Origin of the sequence: Streptomyces sp. NPDC048331 (genome assembly GCF_043201215.1) — a bacterium.
GTDB lineage: Bacteria > Actinomycetota > Actinomycetes > Streptomycetales > Streptomycetaceae > Streptomyces.
In genome coordinates this window covers 84920-101670 of the sequence record NZ_JBICYT010000016.1, presented here as the reverse complement: position 1 = coordinate 101670, position 16751 = coordinate 84920, and the positions used below count along the sequence as shown (strand labels likewise).

Below are 16751 nucleotides of genomic sequence, written 5' to 3'. Positions count from 1 at the left end.
CGGGCGCGGCGCGCCCGCGCGTCGAGAGAGGCCGAACGTGGACACGCCGGTGACTCAGGTCACACGAGGGAGTGAAATAACCGGGGACCGGATCCCCGTTTGTACGTGAGTCCCGCTAAGCGGGGAGCGGCTCCCCGTTTGGGCGGGGTGGTCGCGCAGTCCGCACCACGAGCCCGCGAGTCCGCGCCAGGGAGGCCCCGGAATGAAGAGCTCCACCCGTACCGCTCCGGCACCCCGGCGCACCCCGGACCAGGCGCAGGTGCAGGCGCAGGCGCAGACGCAGGCGCAGGGGAGGACGGAAGGGGCGGCTCAGGTCTCCGCGGCAGGCGTCCCGCGTCCGCGTGCCGACGCCGTCCGCAACCGTGAGCGGATCCTGGCGGCGGCCCGGGAGGCCTTCGTCGAATCCGGCTCCGGGGCCCCCTTCGACGAGGTGGCCCGCCGGGCCGGCATCGGCAATGCCACGCTCTACCGACACTTCCCGGACCGCGCCACCCTCGTCCACCACGTCGTGCTCTTCACGATGGGCCGGGTGACGGCCTCGGCCGAGGCCTCCCTCGCCGAGGAGCCCGACGCCTTCGCCGCGCTGTGCCGGTTCACGCACGCTGCCGCGGACGAGCGGATCGGCGCCCTGTGCCCGATGCTCGGCGACGGATTCGACGGCGATCACCCCGAACTCCTGGCGGCGCGAACCGCGTTGGAGGAGGCCGTCGTCACCCTGCTGGCGGCGGGCCAGGACTCCGGGCTGGTCCGTACGGACATCGGCGTCGGTGACCTGATGGTCGCGCTGTCCCAGCTCAGCCGTCCGCTCCCGGGAACGGCGTGCGTCGACACCGACCGCTTCGCCCACCGCCATCTCCAGCTCTTCCTCGACGGGTTGCGGGCCCCGGCCCGCTCCGAACTCCCGGGTTCGGCAACGACCCTGGACGACCTGCGGCAGAAAACCATGTAACACGCCAAATGCTTACGAACTAACCTTTTTCAGTCATTCCGCACAGTGAAGTGGGTACCCCCATGTCGAAAACAGCCGCGAGCCTCGCGCCGGCTGCCGATCCCAGTCGCTGGAAGGCACTCGTCTTCATAGCCCTGGCCCAGCTGATGGTCGTCCTCGACGCGACCATCGTGAACATCGCCCTCCCCTCCGCCCAGACCGATCTCGGCATCTCGGACGCCAACCGCCAGTGGGTCATCACCGCGTACGCGCTGGCCTTCGGCGGACTGCTCCTCTTCGGCGGCCGCATCGCCGACAAGTGGGGCCGTAAGAACGCCTTCGTCGTCGGCCTCGTCGGCTTCGCCCTGGCCTCCGCGCTCGGCGGCGCCGCGAACGGCGAGGCCATGATGCTCGGCGCCCGTGCGCTCCAGGGTGCCTTCGGCGCGCTGCTCGCCCCCGCGGCCCTGTCGCTGCTGGCCGTCATGTTCACCGACGCCAAGGAGCGGGCCAAGGCCTTCGGTATCTACGGAGCCATCGCGGGCGGCGGCGGCGCCGTCGGCCTGATCCTCGGCGGCTTCCTGACCGAGTACCTGAACTGGCGCTGGACCTTCTTCGTCAACATCCCCTTCGCGATCGTCGCGGCCGTGGGTGCCTGGATGGTCATCCGTGAGCCCGCCGGGTCCCGCAACCGCGCGCCCCTCGACATCCCGGGCGTCATCCTGTCCACCACCGGTCTCGTCGCGCTCGTGTACGGCTTCACCCGCGCCGAGTCCGCCGGCTGGTCGGACGTCCTGACGGTCGCCATGTTCGCCGCCTCGGCGGTGCTGCTGGCCGGCTTCGTCCTCGTCGAGTCCAAGGTGAAGTCCCCGCTCCTGCCGCTGCGCGTCCTGCTGGAGCGCAACCGCGGCGGTGTCTACCTCTCGCTCGGCCTCGCCGTCATCTCGATGTTCGGCCTCTTCCTCTTCCTCACCTACTACCTGCAGGTCGTGAAGGGCTTCTCGCCCGTCAAGACCGGCTTCGCCTTCCTGCCGATGATCGCGGGCATGATCACGGGCTCCACGCAGATCGGCGCCCGCCTGATGACCCGCGTCCCGCCGCGCCTGCTGATGGGCCCCGGCTTCATGGTCGCCGGCCTCGGCATGCTGCTGCTGACCCAGCTCGAGGTCGGATCCTCGTACCCGGCGCTGATCCTGCCGGCGCAGCTGCTGCTCGGCCTCGGCATGGGTACGGCGTTCATGCCGGCGATGTCCCTGGCCACGCACGGGGTGAACCCGGCCGACGCCGGTGTCGCCTCCGCCATGGTCAACACCTCGCAGCAGGTCGGCGGCGCCATCGGCACCGCGCTGCTGAACACCATCGCCGCCTCGGCGACCACCGCCTACCTGACCGACCACGCGGCCGAGGCCGCGGCGGGCGGCCCGGCGGCGCAGCTGATCCAGGCGCAGGCCATGGTCGAGGGCTACGCGTCCGCCATCTGGTGGGCGGTCGGCATCCTGGTCGCCAGCTCGGTCATCGCGCTGACGCTGATCAACACCGGCCGTCCGGGTGCCGGTGGCCCGGTGGCCTCCGGCTCCGGCTCCGGCTCCGGCGAGGAGGCCGAACTCAAGATCCCGGTGATCGCCCACTGATCGGGGCCGAGCGCCCACGGGAATGACTGATGCCCCGTCTCGTTCAAATTTGAACGAGACGGGGTTAGTCTGTTTCGGTACGCATTTCAACTACGCGGAGGAGTGCCCGCTGTGACCCGCATACCGGCCCTCTACCTGAGCCACGGCGCACCCCCGCTGGCCGACGACCCGATCTGGCCCGGCGAGCTCGCCGCCTGGTCCGCCGACCTCCCGCGCCCCCGGGCGATCCTGATGGTCTCCGCGCACTGGGAGGAGGCCCCGCTCGCCCTCGGCGCCACCGAGCGCGTCCCGCTCGTGTACGACTTCTGGGGCTTCCCGGAGCACTACTACCAGGTCCGCTACGACGCCCCCGGAGCCCCGGAGCTGGCCGCGTCGGTCCGCAAGCTGCTGCGCGCCCCCGGCACCCCCGTCCAGGACATCCCCGACCGCGGTCTGGACCACGGCGCGTACGTCCCCCTGGTGGAGATGTATCCGGAGGCCGACATCCCGGTCCTCCAGATCTCCCTGCCCACGCTGGACCCGGCCGCCCTGATGGACATCGGCCGCAAGCTCGCCCCGCTGCGCGACGAGGGCGTGCTGATCGTGGGCAGCGGCTTCTTCACCCACAACCTGGCGGCCCTGCGCCACACGGGCCCGGGTGTCCCCGCCTGGTCGGCGGAGTTCGACGCGTGGGGCCGCGAGGCCCTGGCCGCGTCCGACGTGGACGCCCTGCTGGACTTCGAGCACAAGTCCCCGGCCGGCCGCCTGGCCCACCCCCGCACGGAACACTTCGCCCCGCTCTTCGTCACCCTCGGCGCGGCCGAGTCCGACCTGACCACCGCCCGCACCCCGGTGGACGGCTTCTGGATGGGCCTCTCGAAGCGCTCCCTCCAGTTCGGCTGACTCTTCCGCCCGGGCCGTGTGCCGAGCCGGCGGACGTCCGGTTCGGCGGCGGGGGCACGGCGGTCGATTCGGGGTGGAATGCGTGGCTCGGGGCGTATCCGGGCATTCGATCGTCTGTCCAGGCAACCAGAAGCCGGTGCGGCCCGTCTTCAGGGTCGGAAGTGCAGCCGAGGATGGCGCCGTTCCGGAGCGAAAACGGTTGTGTCAAGTGTGACGGCGGTCTCACGGGCGTGGCGGTGGCGGATGTCCGCGAGGAGCGACGGATCGGCGTCCGTTCCGTGCCTGACCTGCACCTCTTCGCGTTCTTGCGGCACACGCACCCCGCTCGCGGCGGGGCAGGATACTGCAAGATCTCGAGAATGAGGGAGCGACGTGGGAATTCTGTCCCGATTCCAGTCGTTGTTTCCTTCGGAAGCGGGCACTCGGGAGAGTGTCCGTGACGCACCGGACCGGTCGGCAGCCGCCCCGGCGGCGTCCACCAGCCGCACCGCGACCGAACACTTCGCAAGGGAGCACGCATGGCAACCCGCGCCGTCGCCCGTCGTCAGTCCACGAGCAGCGCCCGCGCTGTGGGCGGGGAGATCGCAGACCGCGACCTGGTCGGCATGTACCTGGACGAGATCGCGCGCACCCCGCTGCTCGACGCCGCCAAAGAGGTGGAGCTCTCCCAGATCATCGAGGCGGGCGTCTACGCCCAGCAGATCCTCGACGGCACGATAGAGCGCGACGGGGACACCCCGGCCCGCGAGGAGCTGGAGGCGCTGGCCGCCGAGGGGGAGCGGGCCAAGGAAGTCTTCATCCGCTCGAACCTCCGCCTCGTCGTGGCCGTCGCCCGCCGCTATCCGCGCAGCGGCCTGCCCCTCCTCGACCTGATCCAGGAGGGCAACGCGGGCCTGGTCCGCGCGGTCGAGAAGTTCGACTACGCCAAGGGCTTCAAGTTCTCCACGTACGCGACGTGGTGGATCCGGCAGGCGATCACCCGGTCCATCGCGGACCAGTCCCGCACCATCCGCCTCCCCGTCCACCTCGTCGAGGAGCTCGGCCGGATCCGCCGCGTCCAGCGCGAGTTCAACCGCGAGAACGGCCGCGAGCCGGAGCACGCCGAGATCGCCGCCGAGCTGGACTCGACGGAGAAGCGCGTGGGTGACGTACTGGACTGGGCCCGCGACCCGGTCAGCCTCAACATGTCGGTCGACGACGACGGCGACACGCAGTTCGGTGACCTCCTGGAGGACACCTCGGCGATCTCGCCCGAGCAGTCCGTGCTCTCCCTGCTGCGCAGCGAGGAGCTGGAGGACCTGCTGGGCAAGCTCGACCAGCGCACGGCGTCGATCATCAAGATGCGGTACGGCATCGACGACGGCCGCGAGCGGACGCTGACGGAGGTCGGCAAGCAGCACGGCCTGACCCGTGAGCGGATCCGCCAGATCGAGAAGCACGCGCTGCTGGAGCTGAAGCGGATGGCGCGCGACACCGGCTTCGACGCCGTGGCCTAGAGCGGCCCGCCGACAAGCCCCCTCGGACGAGCCCCGGTGCCTATCCCCCAGGCGCCGGGGCTCCCCCCTGCCCGCGCCGGTCAGCCGGGATCGCCCACGGCCGCCGCCCCCGTGAGCCGGGCGGCCAGCGCCCCGGCCGCCGCACGCAGCTGCGCCGGCTCCCGCACGGTGAAGGACAGCCCGGTCAGGGCCAGCCGCGCCACCGTCCACTCCGGCGCGTCCGCGCTCTCGAAGCTCACCGAGGTCCGCGTCCCGTCACCCGGCAGGGCCGCGGCCCGCAGCCAGGCCGGCAGCTCCGCCGGATCGGCCGCGAAGTCGACCTCCACCCGGTACGGCTGCTTCTCCCCGCCCCGCAGCCCCCGCCGGACGAACTCCTCCGCCTCCATCGGCAGGTCCCGCCGCGCGAACCGGGCGCCCGTCGCGAAGGCCTCGTCGACCCGGTCCACCCGGAAGGTCCGCCAGTCCTCCCGCTCCAGGTCGTACGCGACCAGGTACCACCGACTCCCGGTGCTCACCAGCCGGTACGGCTCGACCAGTCGCCGCGACTCGGCCCCGTTCCCCGCCCGGTACGCGAACCGCAGCCGCTCCGGCCCCGCCACCGCCGCCGCCATCGTGGTCAGCGTCCGCGGGTCGACGCTCGCCCCGTCGCCGCGGGACAGGGCGATCGTGGCCGACTGGAGGGCGCTCACCCGGTGCCGCAGCCGGGAGGGCAGGACCTGCTCCAGCTTCGCCAGGGCCCGTACGGAGGCCTCCTCGACCCCCTCGATCGCATGCCCGGCACCGGCCCGCAGCCCCACCGCGATCGCCACGGCCTCCTCGTCGTCCAGCAGCAGCGGGGGCATCGCCGCCCCTGCCACCAGCCGGTATCCGCCCTCGGCGCCCAAGGTGGCCTCCACCGGGTAGCCGAGGTCCCGCAGCCGCTCGATGTCGCGTCGGATGGTGCGCGCGCTCACGTGCAGCCGCTGTGCCAATTCGCTCCCCGGCCATTCCCGCGGGGTCTGCAGGAGGGACAGCAGGGACAGCAGTCGTCCGGGTGTGTCGGTCATGAATCCAGGCTGCCGGCGAAATAGGACACGGACTGACCTAGACGCCGTCTAAGTTTCTCCTCATGAGCACCGAGACGTCCAAGACATCGCCCGCAAGAGAGAACGGGCCCGTACAAGAAGAGCGGAACGACGTAGCCCACGACGCACCCAGCTCGCCCGCCGACCGCCGCCGCTGGCTGGCGCTCGCCATCGTGATGACCGCGGCCTTCATGGACCTGGTCGACGTCACGATCGTCAACATAGCCATCCGCACCATGCGTGAGGACTTCGGCGCCTCCACCAGCGCGATCCAGTGGATCACCGCGGGCTATGCCCTCGCCTTCGCCGCGGGCCTGATCACCGGCGGCCGTCTCGGTGACATCTACGGCCGCAAGCGCGTCTTCCTCATCGGCATCGCCGGGTTCACCGCCGCCTCGCTGCTCTGCGGCATCGCCGCGAACCCCGACATCCTCGTCGTGGCCCGCCTCCTCCAGGGCGGTATGGCCGCTCTGATGGTGCCGCAGGTCCTGGCGATCATCCACGTCACCTTCCCGCCCCAGGAACGCGGCAAGGTCTTCGGCATGTTCGGCGCGATCGTGGGCCTCGCCGCCGTCTCGGGCCCGCTGCTCGGCGCGCTGCTCATCGAGTGGGACCTCTTCGGTCTCGGCTGGCGCCCGATCTTCCTGATCAACCTGCCCGTCGGCATCATGGGCGTGATCCTGGGCCGCAAGTTCATCGCCGAGTCCAAGGCCCCCAAGGCGCTGCGGCTGGACCTGGTCGGTGTCGTCCTCGCCACCCTCGCCCTGGTCCTGCTGATCTTCCCGCTGACCCACGGCCACGAGAACGACTGGCCGGTGTGGGGCTTCGTCTGCATGGGCGCGGCGCCGTTCGTCTTCGCCGCCTTCATCGCGTACGAGAAGTACAAGATCAAGAAGGATGGCTCCCCGCTCGTCGAGCTCTCCCTCTTCAAGGTCAAGAGCTTCGCCGGCGGTATCGCCGTCCAGCTCACCTTCGGCATCGCGACCGGCATCTTCTTCCTGGTCTGGACGATGTACATGCAGATGGGCCTCGGCTGGAGCGTGCTGCGCGCGGGCCTGACCGGCATCCCGTTCTCCATCGCGGTCTCGGTCGCCGCGGGCCTCTCGGTCGAGAAGCTCGTCCCCCGCTTCGGCCGCAAGGTGCTCCAGGCCGGCGCGCTGATCATGGCCGCCGGTCTGCTCCTCTACATCTGGGAGTCGCAGCACTACGGGATGGAGATCGCCTCCTGGCAGATGGCCGCCCCGCTGATCGTCATGGGCGTCGGCATGGGCCTGATCGTGGCCCCGCTGAACGACACCGTGCTCTCCGAGGTGCCCCGTGAGCACGCCGGATCCGCCTCGGGCCTGATCAACACCACCGGCCAGATGGGCAACGCCCTGGGTCTCGCGCTCACCTCCGTCGTCTTCTTCGGGCTGATCGACGACGACATGGTCTTCGGCCCGCCGTACGTGGAGGCCTTCCGTGGCGCGCTGTGGTGGGTCGTGGCCGTCCTGGTCGTGATCTTCGCGGTGATGTTCGTGCTGCCGCGCAGGGCGCTTGCGATGGAGAAGCGCGAGGGCGCCGCCGAGCACGCCGGCCGCACGCCCGAGAAGGTTCCGGCCGTCTGAGTCGCCCCCCCGCGACACCGAACGGACATGCCCGCCCTCCGGGGCGGCATGTCCGTTCTTTTTTGTTTCCGCCCACACCCCTGCGTACAGTGGTGCGAATCCATCGATTAGCGAACGAAACGGACGTGTATCCAGATGTGCGCACCGGAGCGACGCCCCGAGATCCCGCGTCTCGCCCCCGAGGCGGGCGGCGTCGCCCTGGACGCCGGCAGCGCCATCGCCCGGCCGGCCCGTTCCCGGTCGAAGGCGGCCTGACCGCACCCGACCTGGTCGAGGCGGCCCGCCGACGCGACGCGCCGCCCGCCGGACGCGCCGCCCGTCACGTCGCCCGTCACGTCGCCTTCCTCGCCGACCCGGCCACGGCCGGCCGGGAGTGTCTCGCGCGCTTCGGGTCCTTCATCGGCATCGACCCGCTCATCACGGACACGGGGCTCGCCCCGCCGACAAGGCCTCGATCGAGGCCGCCGGTACGGAAGTTGTGCTCGCATGATCCTCACCGTCACCCCCAACCCCTCCCTCGACCGGGCCTACGAAGTCCCCCCGCTGGACCGCGGCCGCGTGCTGCGCGCCGGCGGCGAACGGGTCGACCCCGGGGGCAAAGGCGTCAACGTCTCCCGCGCCGTGGCCGCTGCGGGTGTCCGTACGACGGCGGTCCTCCCGCTCGGCGGCGCCCCCGGCGTCCTGCTCGCCGAACTCCTCGGCGCGCGGGGCGTGGACGTCACGGCCGTCTCGATCGCCGGTCAGACCCGCTCGAACGTCGCGCTCACCGAACCCGACGGCACCCTCACCAAGATCAACTCGCCCGGTCCGGCGCTCTCCCCGGACGAATCGGCGCTCCTCCTGGACACCGTCCGCACCGCCGCCGCCGAAGCCACCTGGGTCGCCTGCTGCGGCAGCCTCCCGCGCGGCGTCGGACCCGACTGGTACGCCGAACTGGTCGCCCGGGCGCACGCCGCGGGCACCCCTGTCGCCCTGGACCCCTCGGGCCCCGCGCTGCCCGAGGTGACGGCGGCCCGGCCGGAGGTGATCAAGCCCAACGCGTCCGAGCTGGCGGCCGCGGTGGGACGCCCGCTCCCCACCCTGGGGGACGTGATCAAGGCCGCCGAGGAGCTCCGCGACCGGGGCGCGGGGGCCGTACTGGCCTCCCTCGGCGGGGACGGCGGGCTCCTGGTCTCGGCGGAGGGCACCTACTACGGCACCGCCCCGGCCCCGGTGGTGCGCAGCACCGTCGGGGCGGGCGACGCCTCGCTGGCGGGCTTCCTGATCGCGGGCGGCACCGGCCCCGGCGCCCTCGCCTCGGCCCTGGCCCACGGCGAGGCCGCCGTCCAACTGCCGGGCGGCGCCATGCCGACCCCGGCGGACCTGCGCCCCGACCGGGTCCACGTCACCGATGACCCGCCCCTGGACCTCCAGCTCACCGACCCCGGCATGCCGTAGGGCCGGATCACCGTACGCGGGCGCGCAGTTCCATCGCGCCGCGGGCGGCCGCCTCGCTCTCGTACACCTCGCACATGTGCCGCCCGTCGGGCGTCGCCGTGTGCTCGACCTCCCACAGGCTGACCTCGGTCCCGTCCAACAGCACGAAGGCGTGCTCGTACAGGCTGAAACCCGCGCCGCGCCCGTCCGCGAGGCAGTGCCGCGCGCCGAACGCCTGCGTGATCTGGTGCGCGTACGCCGACCGCAGCAGCGTCACCACCGGCTCGCCCGGTCGGTCGACGTTCTCCGCGCGGCGCAGCACCCGCCGGGCGTGGTCGGCGGAGTCCTCCACCGCGTACTCGCGGTGGCGACGCACCGGGGCCCGGGCCGCGTACAGCGCGCTCAGCAGCGCGACGTCGCCGGCCGGCTCGTCCTCGCCCGGCACCGTCGACGGATCCGGGGACGCCCCGGCGGACGCCTCACCGAACAGCCGGGTCACGGCCAGGCAGGTCTCCGCCTTGCTCGCGAAGACCTCGTGCCGGACCGACCGGTCGCCCTCCAGCCGGTAGGTCAGCTCCCACAGCGAGACCGAACCGCCGTCGGTCAGCAGATAGGTGTGCCGGTGCGTCTCCCGCCAGATGCCCGCCTCCGGGCTGTGGTGCGTGGTGTGGAGCGAAGAGCTGTGGGCGAGCGCCGTACCGAGGCGCTCGACCAGCCTGTCGGGCAGGTCGAAGGAGTTGAGGGCGCGGCCGAGGAGTCGTTCGAGGTGCGCCTCGGTTGTCTCGTACGGATCGCTCAAGGTGGGTCTCCAGGCCGTCGCAGCTTGTCACTCAGCGGAAGCTCAACGTAACGCCTGGTGCTGACATCACGTCCGGGGTTCGGTAAAACGTCCGGGAAGCATCGGAGGTTCCCGCCACACCTTCAGGTCAACTTGCGTATGGATGCGCACGGTTGGGCCCGATCTGAGGGGAAGCGCGGGAGTATGGGCCACATGGCAACGAATACAGTGGGCCTCCCGCGTCAGCAGGTAAGGCCCCGCAGTGGACACGAGGGCGAACAGAACGCCGTGCCGAAGGGGTTGGCCTGGCTGCTGGCCGTCACCGGGGCGGCCGGGCTGCTGGCCTCGTGGGTGATCACCCTCGACAAGTTCCTCCTGTTGGAGGACCCGGACTTCAAGCCCGCGTGCAGTCTCAACCCGGTCGTCTCCTGCGGCAGCGTCATGACGAGCGAGCAGGCGGCGGCCTTCGGATTCCCCAATCCGATGCTGGGGCTCGTCGCGTACGCCGTCGTGGTCTGCGTCGGCGTGGGCCTGCTGGCGGGCGCCCGCTACCGCGGCTGGTTCTGGCTCGGACTGAACGCCGGCACGCTCTTCGGCGTCTGCTTCTGCGGCTGGCTGATGGTCCAGTCGCTCTACGAGATCAACGCGCTCTGCCTGTGGTGCTGTCTGGCCTGGGTCGCGACCCTGCTGATGTTCTGGGCGGTCACCGCGCACAACGTCCGTACGCGGGTCCTGCCCGCCCCCGGCCCGCTGCGGGGCTTCTTCACCGAGTTCGGCTGGGCCCCGCCCGCCCTGCACATCGGAGTGATCGGCATGCTGATCCTCACCCGCTGGTGGGACTTCTGGACCGGCTGACCGCCGGCGGCGGAACGCGAAGAGGGCCCCGGCGGCTGTACGCCGCCGGGGCCCTCGTCATTCACTCCACAGGCTCAGCGGCCCGCGATCACCCGAAGGGCGGAGGAACCGGAGATCAGCTGCCGGCCGAGAGGTTGCCGGAGAGGACCGGGATGTTGTCCAGGATGTGCGAGAGCGGCTCGTCGCCCTTGGCCTGGGTGGAGTTCTCGGTGCACTGCTGGTTCTGCGGGTTGGACAGGACGTTGATGTCCTGGACGCCGATGTTGAGCGCGGCGATCAGCGACTGGGCGTTGACCTTCGCCGGCAGGCCGATGCAGGGCTTGTTGAGGGTGCCCTGGACCAGGCTGAGCTGCGGGCTCATGTCGCCGTGGGTCTTCTGGTTGCCGTAGATCTGCTGGGCACCGTTGCCGTTGACGGTGTTGACCCCGTTGTCGTTACCGATGGCCATGGCCGGGGCCGCGGCGGCAGCGCCCGCGCCGATCGCAACGGCGGAGACCGCGGCGGCGGTCATGAACTTCTTGAACATCTTGATCCTTCTGTCGCACGAGTGCCCGCTGATGGAGCGCCCTGGTCAACTGCCCGACCAGCGGCTTGGTTCCGCTGCTTCACTCAAACGGCCTGCGGGTGGCGAGGTTTTCCCCACCCCGGGTGAGTGGGCTCCGGACGCCTGCGCGAAGCCCGTACGCCGCCGGCACCGATCGAGGTTCCGGTTGCGCTCCGTGCGAGCTGTTCGCACGGTGGGTGACGGGGCGGATCGTTCGGGTCCGCCTCCGTGTCCCCACCACGAAGGAACATCCATGCACCGCACGAAGTCGTCCCGCGCCCGCCTCCTCGTCCCGTCGGCCCTCGCCGTCGTTATACTGTCCGGCGCGGCTGCCCCCGCGGGCGCCGCGGAGGGTGACGGCTCCGCGGCCCTCACCGATCGCGTGGCCTCCGTCAAGCAGCAGGTCGAGAAGATCGAGCGACGTGCGGCGGCCGCCGGTCCCATCGACGACCTCCTGGCGGGCCTCACCAAGACCCTCGAAGGCCTGCTCGCGACGGTCGGGGGCCTCCTGCCCGCCGGGGTGACGCTGCCGCCGATCGAGCTGCCGAAGCTGCCGGAGATCAAGCTCCCCGAGCTTCCGGACCTGTCCGGCCTCATCCCCGAGCTGCCGCCGGTGGAGCTCCCGCCGGTGGACGCCCTGCCCGAGGTGCCGACCGCTCCGGCGATCCCGGCCGCCCCCGTGATTCCCGCACTTCCGGACATTCCGGCCCTCCCGTAGGCCCGGTACAGACCGGTAACCCGTCGGACGGTTACGACAATTGAGCCGAACAGGTCTCATCGTGCGCGTGGCCGTGTCGTCTGGGAAGCTGGACCGTTTCGCTCGGTGTGAGCCCCGGTTCGGGGCAGAACATCGAACAGAAGGTGCACTTCCCATGAACTCTGCCAAGAAGGCCGCCCTGGTCCTGGCCACCGCTGGTCTCGCTGCGGCCGGTGCCGCCGGCTCCGCCGCCGCCGACTCGCTGGCCGAAGGCGCGGCCGTGGGTTCCCCCGGCGTCCTGTCCGGCAACCTGCTGCAGGTGCCGGTGCACGTCCCGGTCAACGTCTGCGGCAACACCGTGAACGTCGTCGGCCTGCTGAACCCGGCGTTCGGCAACGTCTGCGTCAACAACTGACGTCTGTCGCACGACCGACTGTGGGCGCCCCGGCCATGCCGGTGGCGCCCACAGTCGTGTCGGCGGGTGATCAGCCGGGACGGCTCACTGACCGCCGTTGAGCTTCACGCCGCCGAGCATCGGGGACGCCTGGGTGGCGCCGTTCGCGAGGCCGAGCACGGTGCCGGGTACGTCGTTACGGACCTTGTTGACCTTCTGGGCGGTACCCACGACCTTGTTGACGGTGTCGCCCTGCTCGGCCAGCCCGTTGCCGACGGTCTGCGGAAGGGACTCGGAGACGGGCCCGACGGCGTTCAGCGTCTCGGTCACCCCGCCGGTCAGGCTCATGGGGGGCATCGCGGCCGCGGGCTCGGCGGCGAAGGCGGTGGCGGAGGCGCCGAGGGCGGCGACGGAGCCGACGACGACAGCGGCGACCTTCGTGAGCTTCATTATCGAAATCCTCTTCTTTCGTGGACAGAGGCATCAGTGGCGACCGTCGCGCCACTTTCACCCTGGGTAACGATTCCCCGCCGCTACGGAAACGCGAACCCGCCCGGATAGGTGGTGCGGGCATGACAGCGGCCGGAGAATCCGACGAGGATTCTCCGGCCGTTATTTATTCCGATTACCGGTATTGCCGGTCAGGAGACGCGCGACCGCCGGTACAGAATGGCGCCGCCCAGGATCAGGGCGGTGGCGAGGGCCGCCGCGGCGGCGGGCTGCCCGGCGCCGGTCTCGGCCAGCATGGGCCCGGTCACGTGCGCCGGAGCGGGGGCCGACGGCTGTACGGGAGCGGGCGCGGGCGCGGGTGCCGGGGCCGGGGCCGGAGCCGGGGGGAGGGTGACCGGGGTGTCACCGCCGGGGGCGGCCGGCGGCTGGTCCGCGGGAGGGACGACCTCGGGCGCGGGCGCCGGGGCCGGAGCCGGGTGCTCCACGGGCAGGCTGCCGTGCGGCGGCCCGGACGGGTGCTCCTCCATCACGGGAGGCGGGCCGGGCACGGGCGCCGGCAGCGGGTGCGGAGCCTCCTCGACCGGTGCCGGGGCGGGCTCCGGGGCGGGCAGGGTGTGCGGCGGCTCCTCGACCGGGGGCGCGGGAGCCTCCTGGACCGGTTCCGGGGTGGGCAGCGGGGCCGGGTGCTCCTCCACCGGTTCCGGCATGGGGTGCGGCTGCTCGGGCGCGGGGGGAGCGTGGTGTGCCGGCGGGGGCGGCGGTGACGACCGGGGGTGGTCGTCGCACTCCTCCTCGCCCGGCTGCTCACCGGGGCCGCCGTAGCCACCCTCGTGGCGCGGCTCCTCCTGGCGCGGCTTCGCGTGCCGCGGGCCGTCCTGCCGGGCCTGCTCGTGCCGGGGCTGCTCGTGGCGGGCCTGCGCGTGGTGGGGCTGCTCGGCCGCGCCCGCGTGGCGCGGCGATCCGTGGCGCTGCTCCGGCACCGTGTGCCGGCCCTCCCGCTCGTCGAGGTAGCGCTCGAGGGCCTGGGCGTTCTCCGGGCTGAGGTAGCGCCCGTAGTCGTAGCCGTCGTCCGTGTGCGAACCGGTGTCGGTGACGCACGTGTTCCCCATCGCAGGGTTGAGCGCCGCACCGCCGTCCACGCTGTTGCCGCACACGTTCGGTGCGAAGGTGATCGGTACCGAGACGCTGTTGCCGGCCAGCACGCCCGGCGAATGCGAGGCCTCGGCGCTCGCTCCGGGGTGCGCGTAGGCCGCGCCGGTCGCGATCGACAGCAGACTCGACGCGGCTGCCGCCGTGAGCATCCCCTTGCCCAGTACCTGTCGGCTCAGTACCTGTCGCATGGGTCCTTCCCTGTCTACCGGCGCCGTGGCCGGTGTGGAATCGGAGGTGGCCCCGGAGTGCACCGCCGCGCACTCCGAGGCCACTCCGAGGAGGCTTGCCCTCGCGGGGCGGAAGCGCTTCGTCAGGCGTTGACGCAGGTGTTGCCGAACGCCGGGTTGAGCAGCGCGATGACGTTCACGGTGTTGCCGCAGACGTTGACCGGGACGTGCACCGGCACCTGGGCCTGGTTGCCGGACAGGACGCCCGGGGAACCGACGGCCTGGCCGGCCGCGTGCGAGTCGGCCATGGCGGGGGAGGCGGCACCGGCGAGCATGAGAGCGCCGGCGGCCAGCACCACTGCCTTCTTGTACGTCATTTTGATTTCTTTCCTTCCCGCAGAGGCGTGTCCACTGCAGAATCAACAACGAGCGGTCCGGGAAAAAGAAACCGCACATTCTCGGTGGCTTGTCGGTAATTCACCCCGATGCCCGGTCCGATGTCCGGACAGAATTCCGGTGGCCCGACGGATTCATATCGACAATTCCAGGGCCGGAAGGATTTCCGGCCCTGGACGCGGCGAGGCCGCCGCGACCCCGTGGGTGCGACGGCCTCGCGGGCGGGGCCTCGGTCAGCTGCCGTTCGAGACGTTGCCGGAGAGGACCGGGATGTTGTCCAGGATGTGCGAGAGGGCCTCGTCGCCCTTGGCCTGGGTGGAGTTCTCGGTGCACTGCTGGTTCTGCGGGCTGGACAGGACCGGGATGTCCTGGACGCCGACGTTGACGAGAGCCAGCACGGACTGCACGTTGGCCTTCGCGGGGAGGGCGATGCAGGGCTTGTTGAAGGAGCCCTGGATCAGCGCCATCTGCGGGCTCATGTTGCCGTAGGTGGCCTGGTTGCCGTAGATCTGCGCGGCGCCGTTGCCCTGGACGGTGTTGACGCCGTTGTCGTTGCCGATCGCCATCGCCTGCGGGGCCATGGCGGCACCGATGCCCACGACCGAGGCGGCAACCGCGGCCGAGGCCATCATCTTCTTGATCATTGTCGTCCCTTTTTTGCAGGATTGCCCGGTAGTGGAGCACCCGGATCAACGCCCCGGGCCCGGTTCGGGTTGCGTGGCTTCACCCGGATGCGGGCGTTTCGGGCAACACGGTTGACGGTCAGGCGCTGATGCAGGTGTTGCCGAACGAGGGGTTCAGCAGGGCGATCACGTTCACCGTGAGGCCGCAGGCGTTCACCGGGACGTCGACGGGCACCTGGAGCAGGTTGCCGCTCAGGACGCCGGGGGACCCCGCGGTGACGCCGTGAGCCGTCGCGCCGTCCCCGCCGTGCGCGGAGGCGAGGCCCGCGCCGCCGATCAGGGCGGCGGCGCCCGCGGCGGCGATGGTGGTGCCGCGCACCAGCCTCTTCTTCATCTCCGTATTTCCTTTCGGTTCGAACAATGGTGCAACCGATAACGACCCGCCCGTTGTGAGGGTGCGTGCTATCGCCCAAAAGGCCGTACGAGCGAGTCCGACGTGATTTCCAGCCCGAGTTCTGACAAAGTTCACTCCTGTTTTGTCCCCTTGATCGAAAATGGAGACGGGGTCATGGGTTCCTCCCGCAGAATCCTCGGCGCGCTCGGTCTGCTGTCCTGCCTCACCCTTTCCGTGAACGCCCAGACGGCGGGGGCGGCGGCTCCCGCTCCCAAGGAGCTGCCCCGGATCCCCTTCACCCAGCGTTACCAGGCCGTGCAGCACGGCGGGCTGGTCCGTGCCTCCAACTCCGGCATCAGCTGCCGCAAGGAACAGTCCCCGCAGGCCGAGTCGTGCGCCGAGGTCAAGAAGGGCGCGGCCGGCGTCAACAGCGACTTCGAGATGTTCTACAGCGAGGTCGACAAGGACCCGGACACCTACAACTCCACCCGGGCGGAGCTCAAGGTCCCGCAGGGCGCGAAGGTCTCGTACGCCCGTCTCTACTGGGGCGGGAACCTGCGCGTGGGTGAGCAGAAGCCGCCGCAGGACGACGGCCGGGTGCTGGTCGCCGAGCCCGGCGGCGCGTACAAGGAGGTCCTCGCCGACACGGTGATGGGCCACCGCACGGACGCCGGCAGCGATGCCTACCAGGCTTCGGCCGACGTGACCCCGCTGGTCCGCAAGGGCGGCGCCGGCCTGTGGACGGTGGCCCAGCTCAACATCGCGATGGGCCACTCCGAGGTGGGGGCCTGGGGCGGCTGGACGCTGGTCGTGGCCTACGAGCACCCGCAGGAGCCGGTGCGCCGGATCTCGCTGTGGGACGGCTTCGAGTCGCTCGCCGCCCGCGGCGGTGACGCGGCCGTCGAGATCGAGGGCCTGGACGCGCCGGCCGGCTCCGCGGGCCGGGTCGGGGTGGTCGGGTACGACGGGGACCGCGGAACCCTCGGGGATTCACTCAGCGTGACGGCCGACAGTGGTCGCCGGGTGAATCTCAGTGATGGAGAAAATCCTTTTAATGATGTTATGAATTCCACCATCACGGAATTCGGTGATCAGTCGTTCGTGCGACAGCCCGAACATATGAACAATCTCGGATATGACGCGGACGTGTTCGACCTGAGTCCCGTGCTGTCCGATGGCGCCCGCAGTCTGAGCTTCAGGTTCACGGGCGAAAGTCAGGGTCATTTCCTCGGTGTGCTCTTCGTTCAGACAGACGCGCGCCGCTGAACGTAGGAGACCAC

The 16751-nt window shown here is 71.0% G+C and carries 18 protein-coding genes; 10 read left to right on the top strand and 8 right to left on the bottom strand.

The features are described from left to right. Positions 1-202: 202 nt before the first annotated feature. The 4 genes from ACGFYY_RS23230 to ACGFYY_RS23215 all read left to right on the top strand — a co-directional run bounded on the left by ACGFYY_RS23230 (position 203) and on the right by ACGFYY_RS23215 (position 4934). On the top strand, positions 203-949 hold the full coding sequence (locus tag ACGFYY_RS23230; RefSeq protein WP_393711950.1) for a TetR/AcrR family transcriptional regulator: 747 nt from the start codon (positions 203-205) through the stop codon (positions 947-949). A gap of 62 nt (positions 950-1011) precedes the next feature. Next, a complete protein-coding gene (locus ACGFYY_RS23225; protein ID WP_393711948.1) occupies positions 1012-2556 on the top strand; it encodes an MFS transporter in 1545 nt (514 codons plus the stop codon). A gap of 102 nt (positions 2557-2658) precedes the next feature. Next, on the top strand, positions 2659-3438 hold the full coding sequence (locus ACGFYY_RS23220; protein WP_393711946.1) for a dioxygenase: 780 nt from the start codon (positions 2659-2661) through the stop codon (positions 3436-3438). Positions 3439-3956: 518 nt separating this feature from the next. Then, complete coding sequence (locus ACGFYY_RS23215; RefSeq protein WP_365275201.1) at positions 3957-4934, top strand: sigma-70 family RNA polymerase sigma factor; 978 nt, start codon at positions 3957-3959, stop codon at positions 4932-4934. An 80-nt stretch (positions 4935-5014) separates the two neighbouring features. Here the strand turns inward: ACGFYY_RS23215 and ACGFYY_RS23210 are convergent, their stop codons facing one another. After that, positions 5015-5980, bottom strand: a complete 966-nt coding sequence (locus ACGFYY_RS23210) for a helix-turn-helix transcriptional regulator (RefSeq protein ID WP_393711943.1) — start codon at positions 5978-5980, stop codon at positions 5015-5017. A gap of 62 nt (positions 5981-6042) precedes the next feature. Here ACGFYY_RS23210 and ACGFYY_RS23205 point away from each other — a divergent pair, with 62 nt between their 5' ends. Further along, positions 6043-7605: an MFS transporter gene (locus tag ACGFYY_RS23205; RefSeq protein WP_393711941.1), complete on the top strand. Its 1563-nt coding sequence runs from the start codon at positions 6043-6045 to the stop codon at positions 7603-7605. A 486-nt stretch (positions 7606-8091) separates the two neighbouring features. Then, on the top strand, positions 8092-9042 hold the full coding sequence (gene pfkB / locus ACGFYY_RS23200; protein ID WP_393711939.1) for a 1-phosphofructokinase: 951 nt from the start codon (positions 8092-8094) through the stop codon (positions 9040-9042). A 7-nt stretch (positions 9043-9049) separates the two neighbouring features. On the opposite strand, the gene ACGFYY_RS23195 is transcribed toward pfkB, so the two are convergent. Next, a complete protein-coding gene (locus ACGFYY_RS23195) occupies positions 9050-9820 on the bottom strand; it encodes a DUF6227 family protein (RefSeq protein WP_393711937.1) in 771 nt (256 codons plus the stop codon). Positions 9821-10012: 192 nt separating this feature from the next. Between ACGFYY_RS23195 and ACGFYY_RS23190 the strand changes: the two genes are divergently transcribed. Next, entirely contained in the window at positions 10013-10654 is a 642-nt protein-coding gene (locus ACGFYY_RS23190) for a vitamin K epoxide reductase family protein (protein ID WP_365275216.1), read from the top strand. Between the two features lie 115 nt (positions 10655-10769). Here ACGFYY_RS23190 and ACGFYY_RS23185 read toward each other — a convergent pair whose 3' ends face one another. Continuing rightward, positions 10770-11180: a rodlin gene (locus ACGFYY_RS23185; RefSeq protein ID WP_030717249.1), complete on the bottom strand. Its 411-nt coding sequence runs from the start codon at positions 11178-11180 to the stop codon at positions 10770-10772. Positions 11181-11451: 271 nt separating this feature from the next. Between ACGFYY_RS23185 and ACGFYY_RS23180 the strand changes: the two genes are divergently transcribed. Next, on the top strand, positions 11452-11916 hold the full coding sequence (locus ACGFYY_RS23180; protein ID WP_365275220.1) for a hypothetical protein: 465 nt from the start codon (positions 11452-11454) through the stop codon (positions 11914-11916). A 154-nt stretch (positions 11917-12070) separates the two neighbouring features. Beyond that, positions 12071-12310 carry a chaplin gene (locus ACGFYY_RS23175; protein WP_365275223.1) on the top strand — a complete coding sequence of 80 codons (240 nt, stop codon included), beginning with the start codon at positions 12071-12073 and terminating at the stop codon, positions 12308-12310. A gap of 84 nt (positions 12311-12394) precedes the next feature. Here ACGFYY_RS23175 and ACGFYY_RS23170 read toward each other — a convergent pair whose 3' ends face one another. The 5 genes from ACGFYY_RS23170 to ACGFYY_RS23150 all read right to left on the bottom strand — a co-directional run bounded on the left by ACGFYY_RS23170 (position 12395) and on the right by ACGFYY_RS23150 (position 15471). Then, a complete protein-coding gene (locus tag ACGFYY_RS23170) occupies positions 12395-12739 on the bottom strand; it encodes a hypothetical protein (protein ID WP_033223795.1) in 345 nt (114 codons plus the stop codon). A gap of 191 nt (positions 12740-12930) precedes the next feature. After that, entirely contained in the window at positions 12931-14079 is a 1149-nt protein-coding gene (locus tag ACGFYY_RS23165; protein WP_393711933.1) for a chaplin, read from the bottom strand. Positions 14080-14201: 122 nt separating this feature from the next. Further along, positions 14202-14435 (bottom strand): chaplin, encoded by a 234-nt coding sequence (locus ACGFYY_RS23160; RefSeq protein WP_393711931.1) that lies wholly within the window; start codon positions 14433-14435, stop codon positions 14202-14204. 252 nt (positions 14436-14687) lie between these two features. Then, positions 14688-15098 (bottom strand): rodlin, encoded by a 411-nt coding sequence (locus ACGFYY_RS23155; protein ID WP_030761735.1) that lies wholly within the window; start codon positions 15096-15098, stop codon positions 14688-14690. A gap of 118 nt (positions 15099-15216) precedes the next feature. Then, entirely contained in the window at positions 15217-15471 is a 255-nt protein-coding gene (locus tag ACGFYY_RS23150) for a chaplin (protein WP_393711928.1), read from the bottom strand. 102 nt (positions 15472-15573) lie between these two features. On the opposite strand from ACGFYY_RS23150, the gene ACGFYY_RS23145 reads away from it, so the two are divergent. Continuing rightward, positions 15574-16737, top strand: a complete 1164-nt coding sequence (locus ACGFYY_RS23145) for a DUF3344 domain-containing protein (protein ID WP_393711926.1) — start codon at positions 15574-15576, stop codon at positions 16735-16737. The last annotated feature ends 14 nt before the right edge of the window (positions 16738-16751 follow it).

What these genes read in the sequence shown, in the direction of transcription:
- ACGFYY_RS23185 (WP_030717249.1), bottom strand. Translation starts at nt 11,180, where the DNA reads ATGTTCAAGAAGTTCATGACCGCCGCCGCGGTCTCCGCCGTTGCGATC.
- ACGFYY_RS23210 (WP_393711943.1), bottom strand. Translation starts at nt 5,980, where the DNA reads ATGACCGACACACCCGGACGACTGCTGTCCCTGCTGTCCCTCCTGCAG.
- ACGFYY_RS23215 (WP_365275201.1), top strand. Translation starts at nt 3,957, where the DNA reads ATGGCAACCCGCGCCGTCGCCCGTCGTCAGTCCACGAGCAGCGCCCGC.
- ACGFYY_RS23155 (WP_030761735.1), bottom strand. Translation starts at nt 15,098, where the DNA reads ATGATCAAGAAGATGATGGCCTCGGCCGCGGTTGCCGCCTCGGTCGTG.
- pfkB (WP_393711939.1), top strand. Translation starts at nt 8,092, where the DNA reads ATGATCCTCACCGTCACCCCCAACCCCTCCCTCGACCGGGCCTACGAA.
- ACGFYY_RS23230 (WP_393711950.1), top strand. Translation starts at nt 203, where the DNA reads ATGAAGAGCTCCACCCGTACCGCTCCGGCACCCCGGCGCACCCCGGAC.
- ACGFYY_RS23225 (WP_393711948.1), top strand. Translation starts at nt 1,012, where the DNA reads ATGTCGAAAACAGCCGCGAGCCTCGCGCCGGCTGCCGATCCCAGTCGC.
- ACGFYY_RS23150 (WP_393711928.1), bottom strand. Translation starts at nt 15,471, where the DNA reads ATGAAGAAGAGGCTGGTGCGCGGCACCACCATCGCCGCCGCGGGCGCC.
- ACGFYY_RS23165 (WP_393711933.1), bottom strand. Translation starts at nt 14,079, where the DNA reads ATGCGACAGGTACTGAGCCGACAGGTACTGGGCAAGGGGATGCTCACG.
- ACGFYY_RS23170 (WP_033223795.1), bottom strand. Translation starts at nt 12,739, where the DNA reads ATGAAGCTCACGAAGGTCGCCGCTGTCGTCGTCGGCTCCGTCGCCGCC.
- ACGFYY_RS23160 (WP_393711931.1), bottom strand. Translation starts at nt 14,435, where the DNA reads ATGACGTACAAGAAGGCAGTGGTGCTGGCCGCCGGCGCTCTCATGCTC.
- ACGFYY_RS23180 (WP_365275220.1), top strand. Translation starts at nt 11,452, where the DNA reads ATGCACCGCACGAAGTCGTCCCGCGCCCGCCTCCTCGTCCCGTCGGCC.
- ACGFYY_RS23190 (WP_365275216.1), top strand. Translation starts at nt 10,013, where the DNA reads ATGGCAACGAATACAGTGGGCCTCCCGCGTCAGCAGGTAAGGCCCCGC.
- ACGFYY_RS23175 (WP_365275223.1), top strand. Translation starts at nt 12,071, where the DNA reads ATGAACTCTGCCAAGAAGGCCGCCCTGGTCCTGGCCACCGCTGGTCTC.
- ACGFYY_RS23205 (WP_393711941.1), top strand. Translation starts at nt 6,043, where the DNA reads ATGAGCACCGAGACGTCCAAGACATCGCCCGCAAGAGAGAACGGGCCC.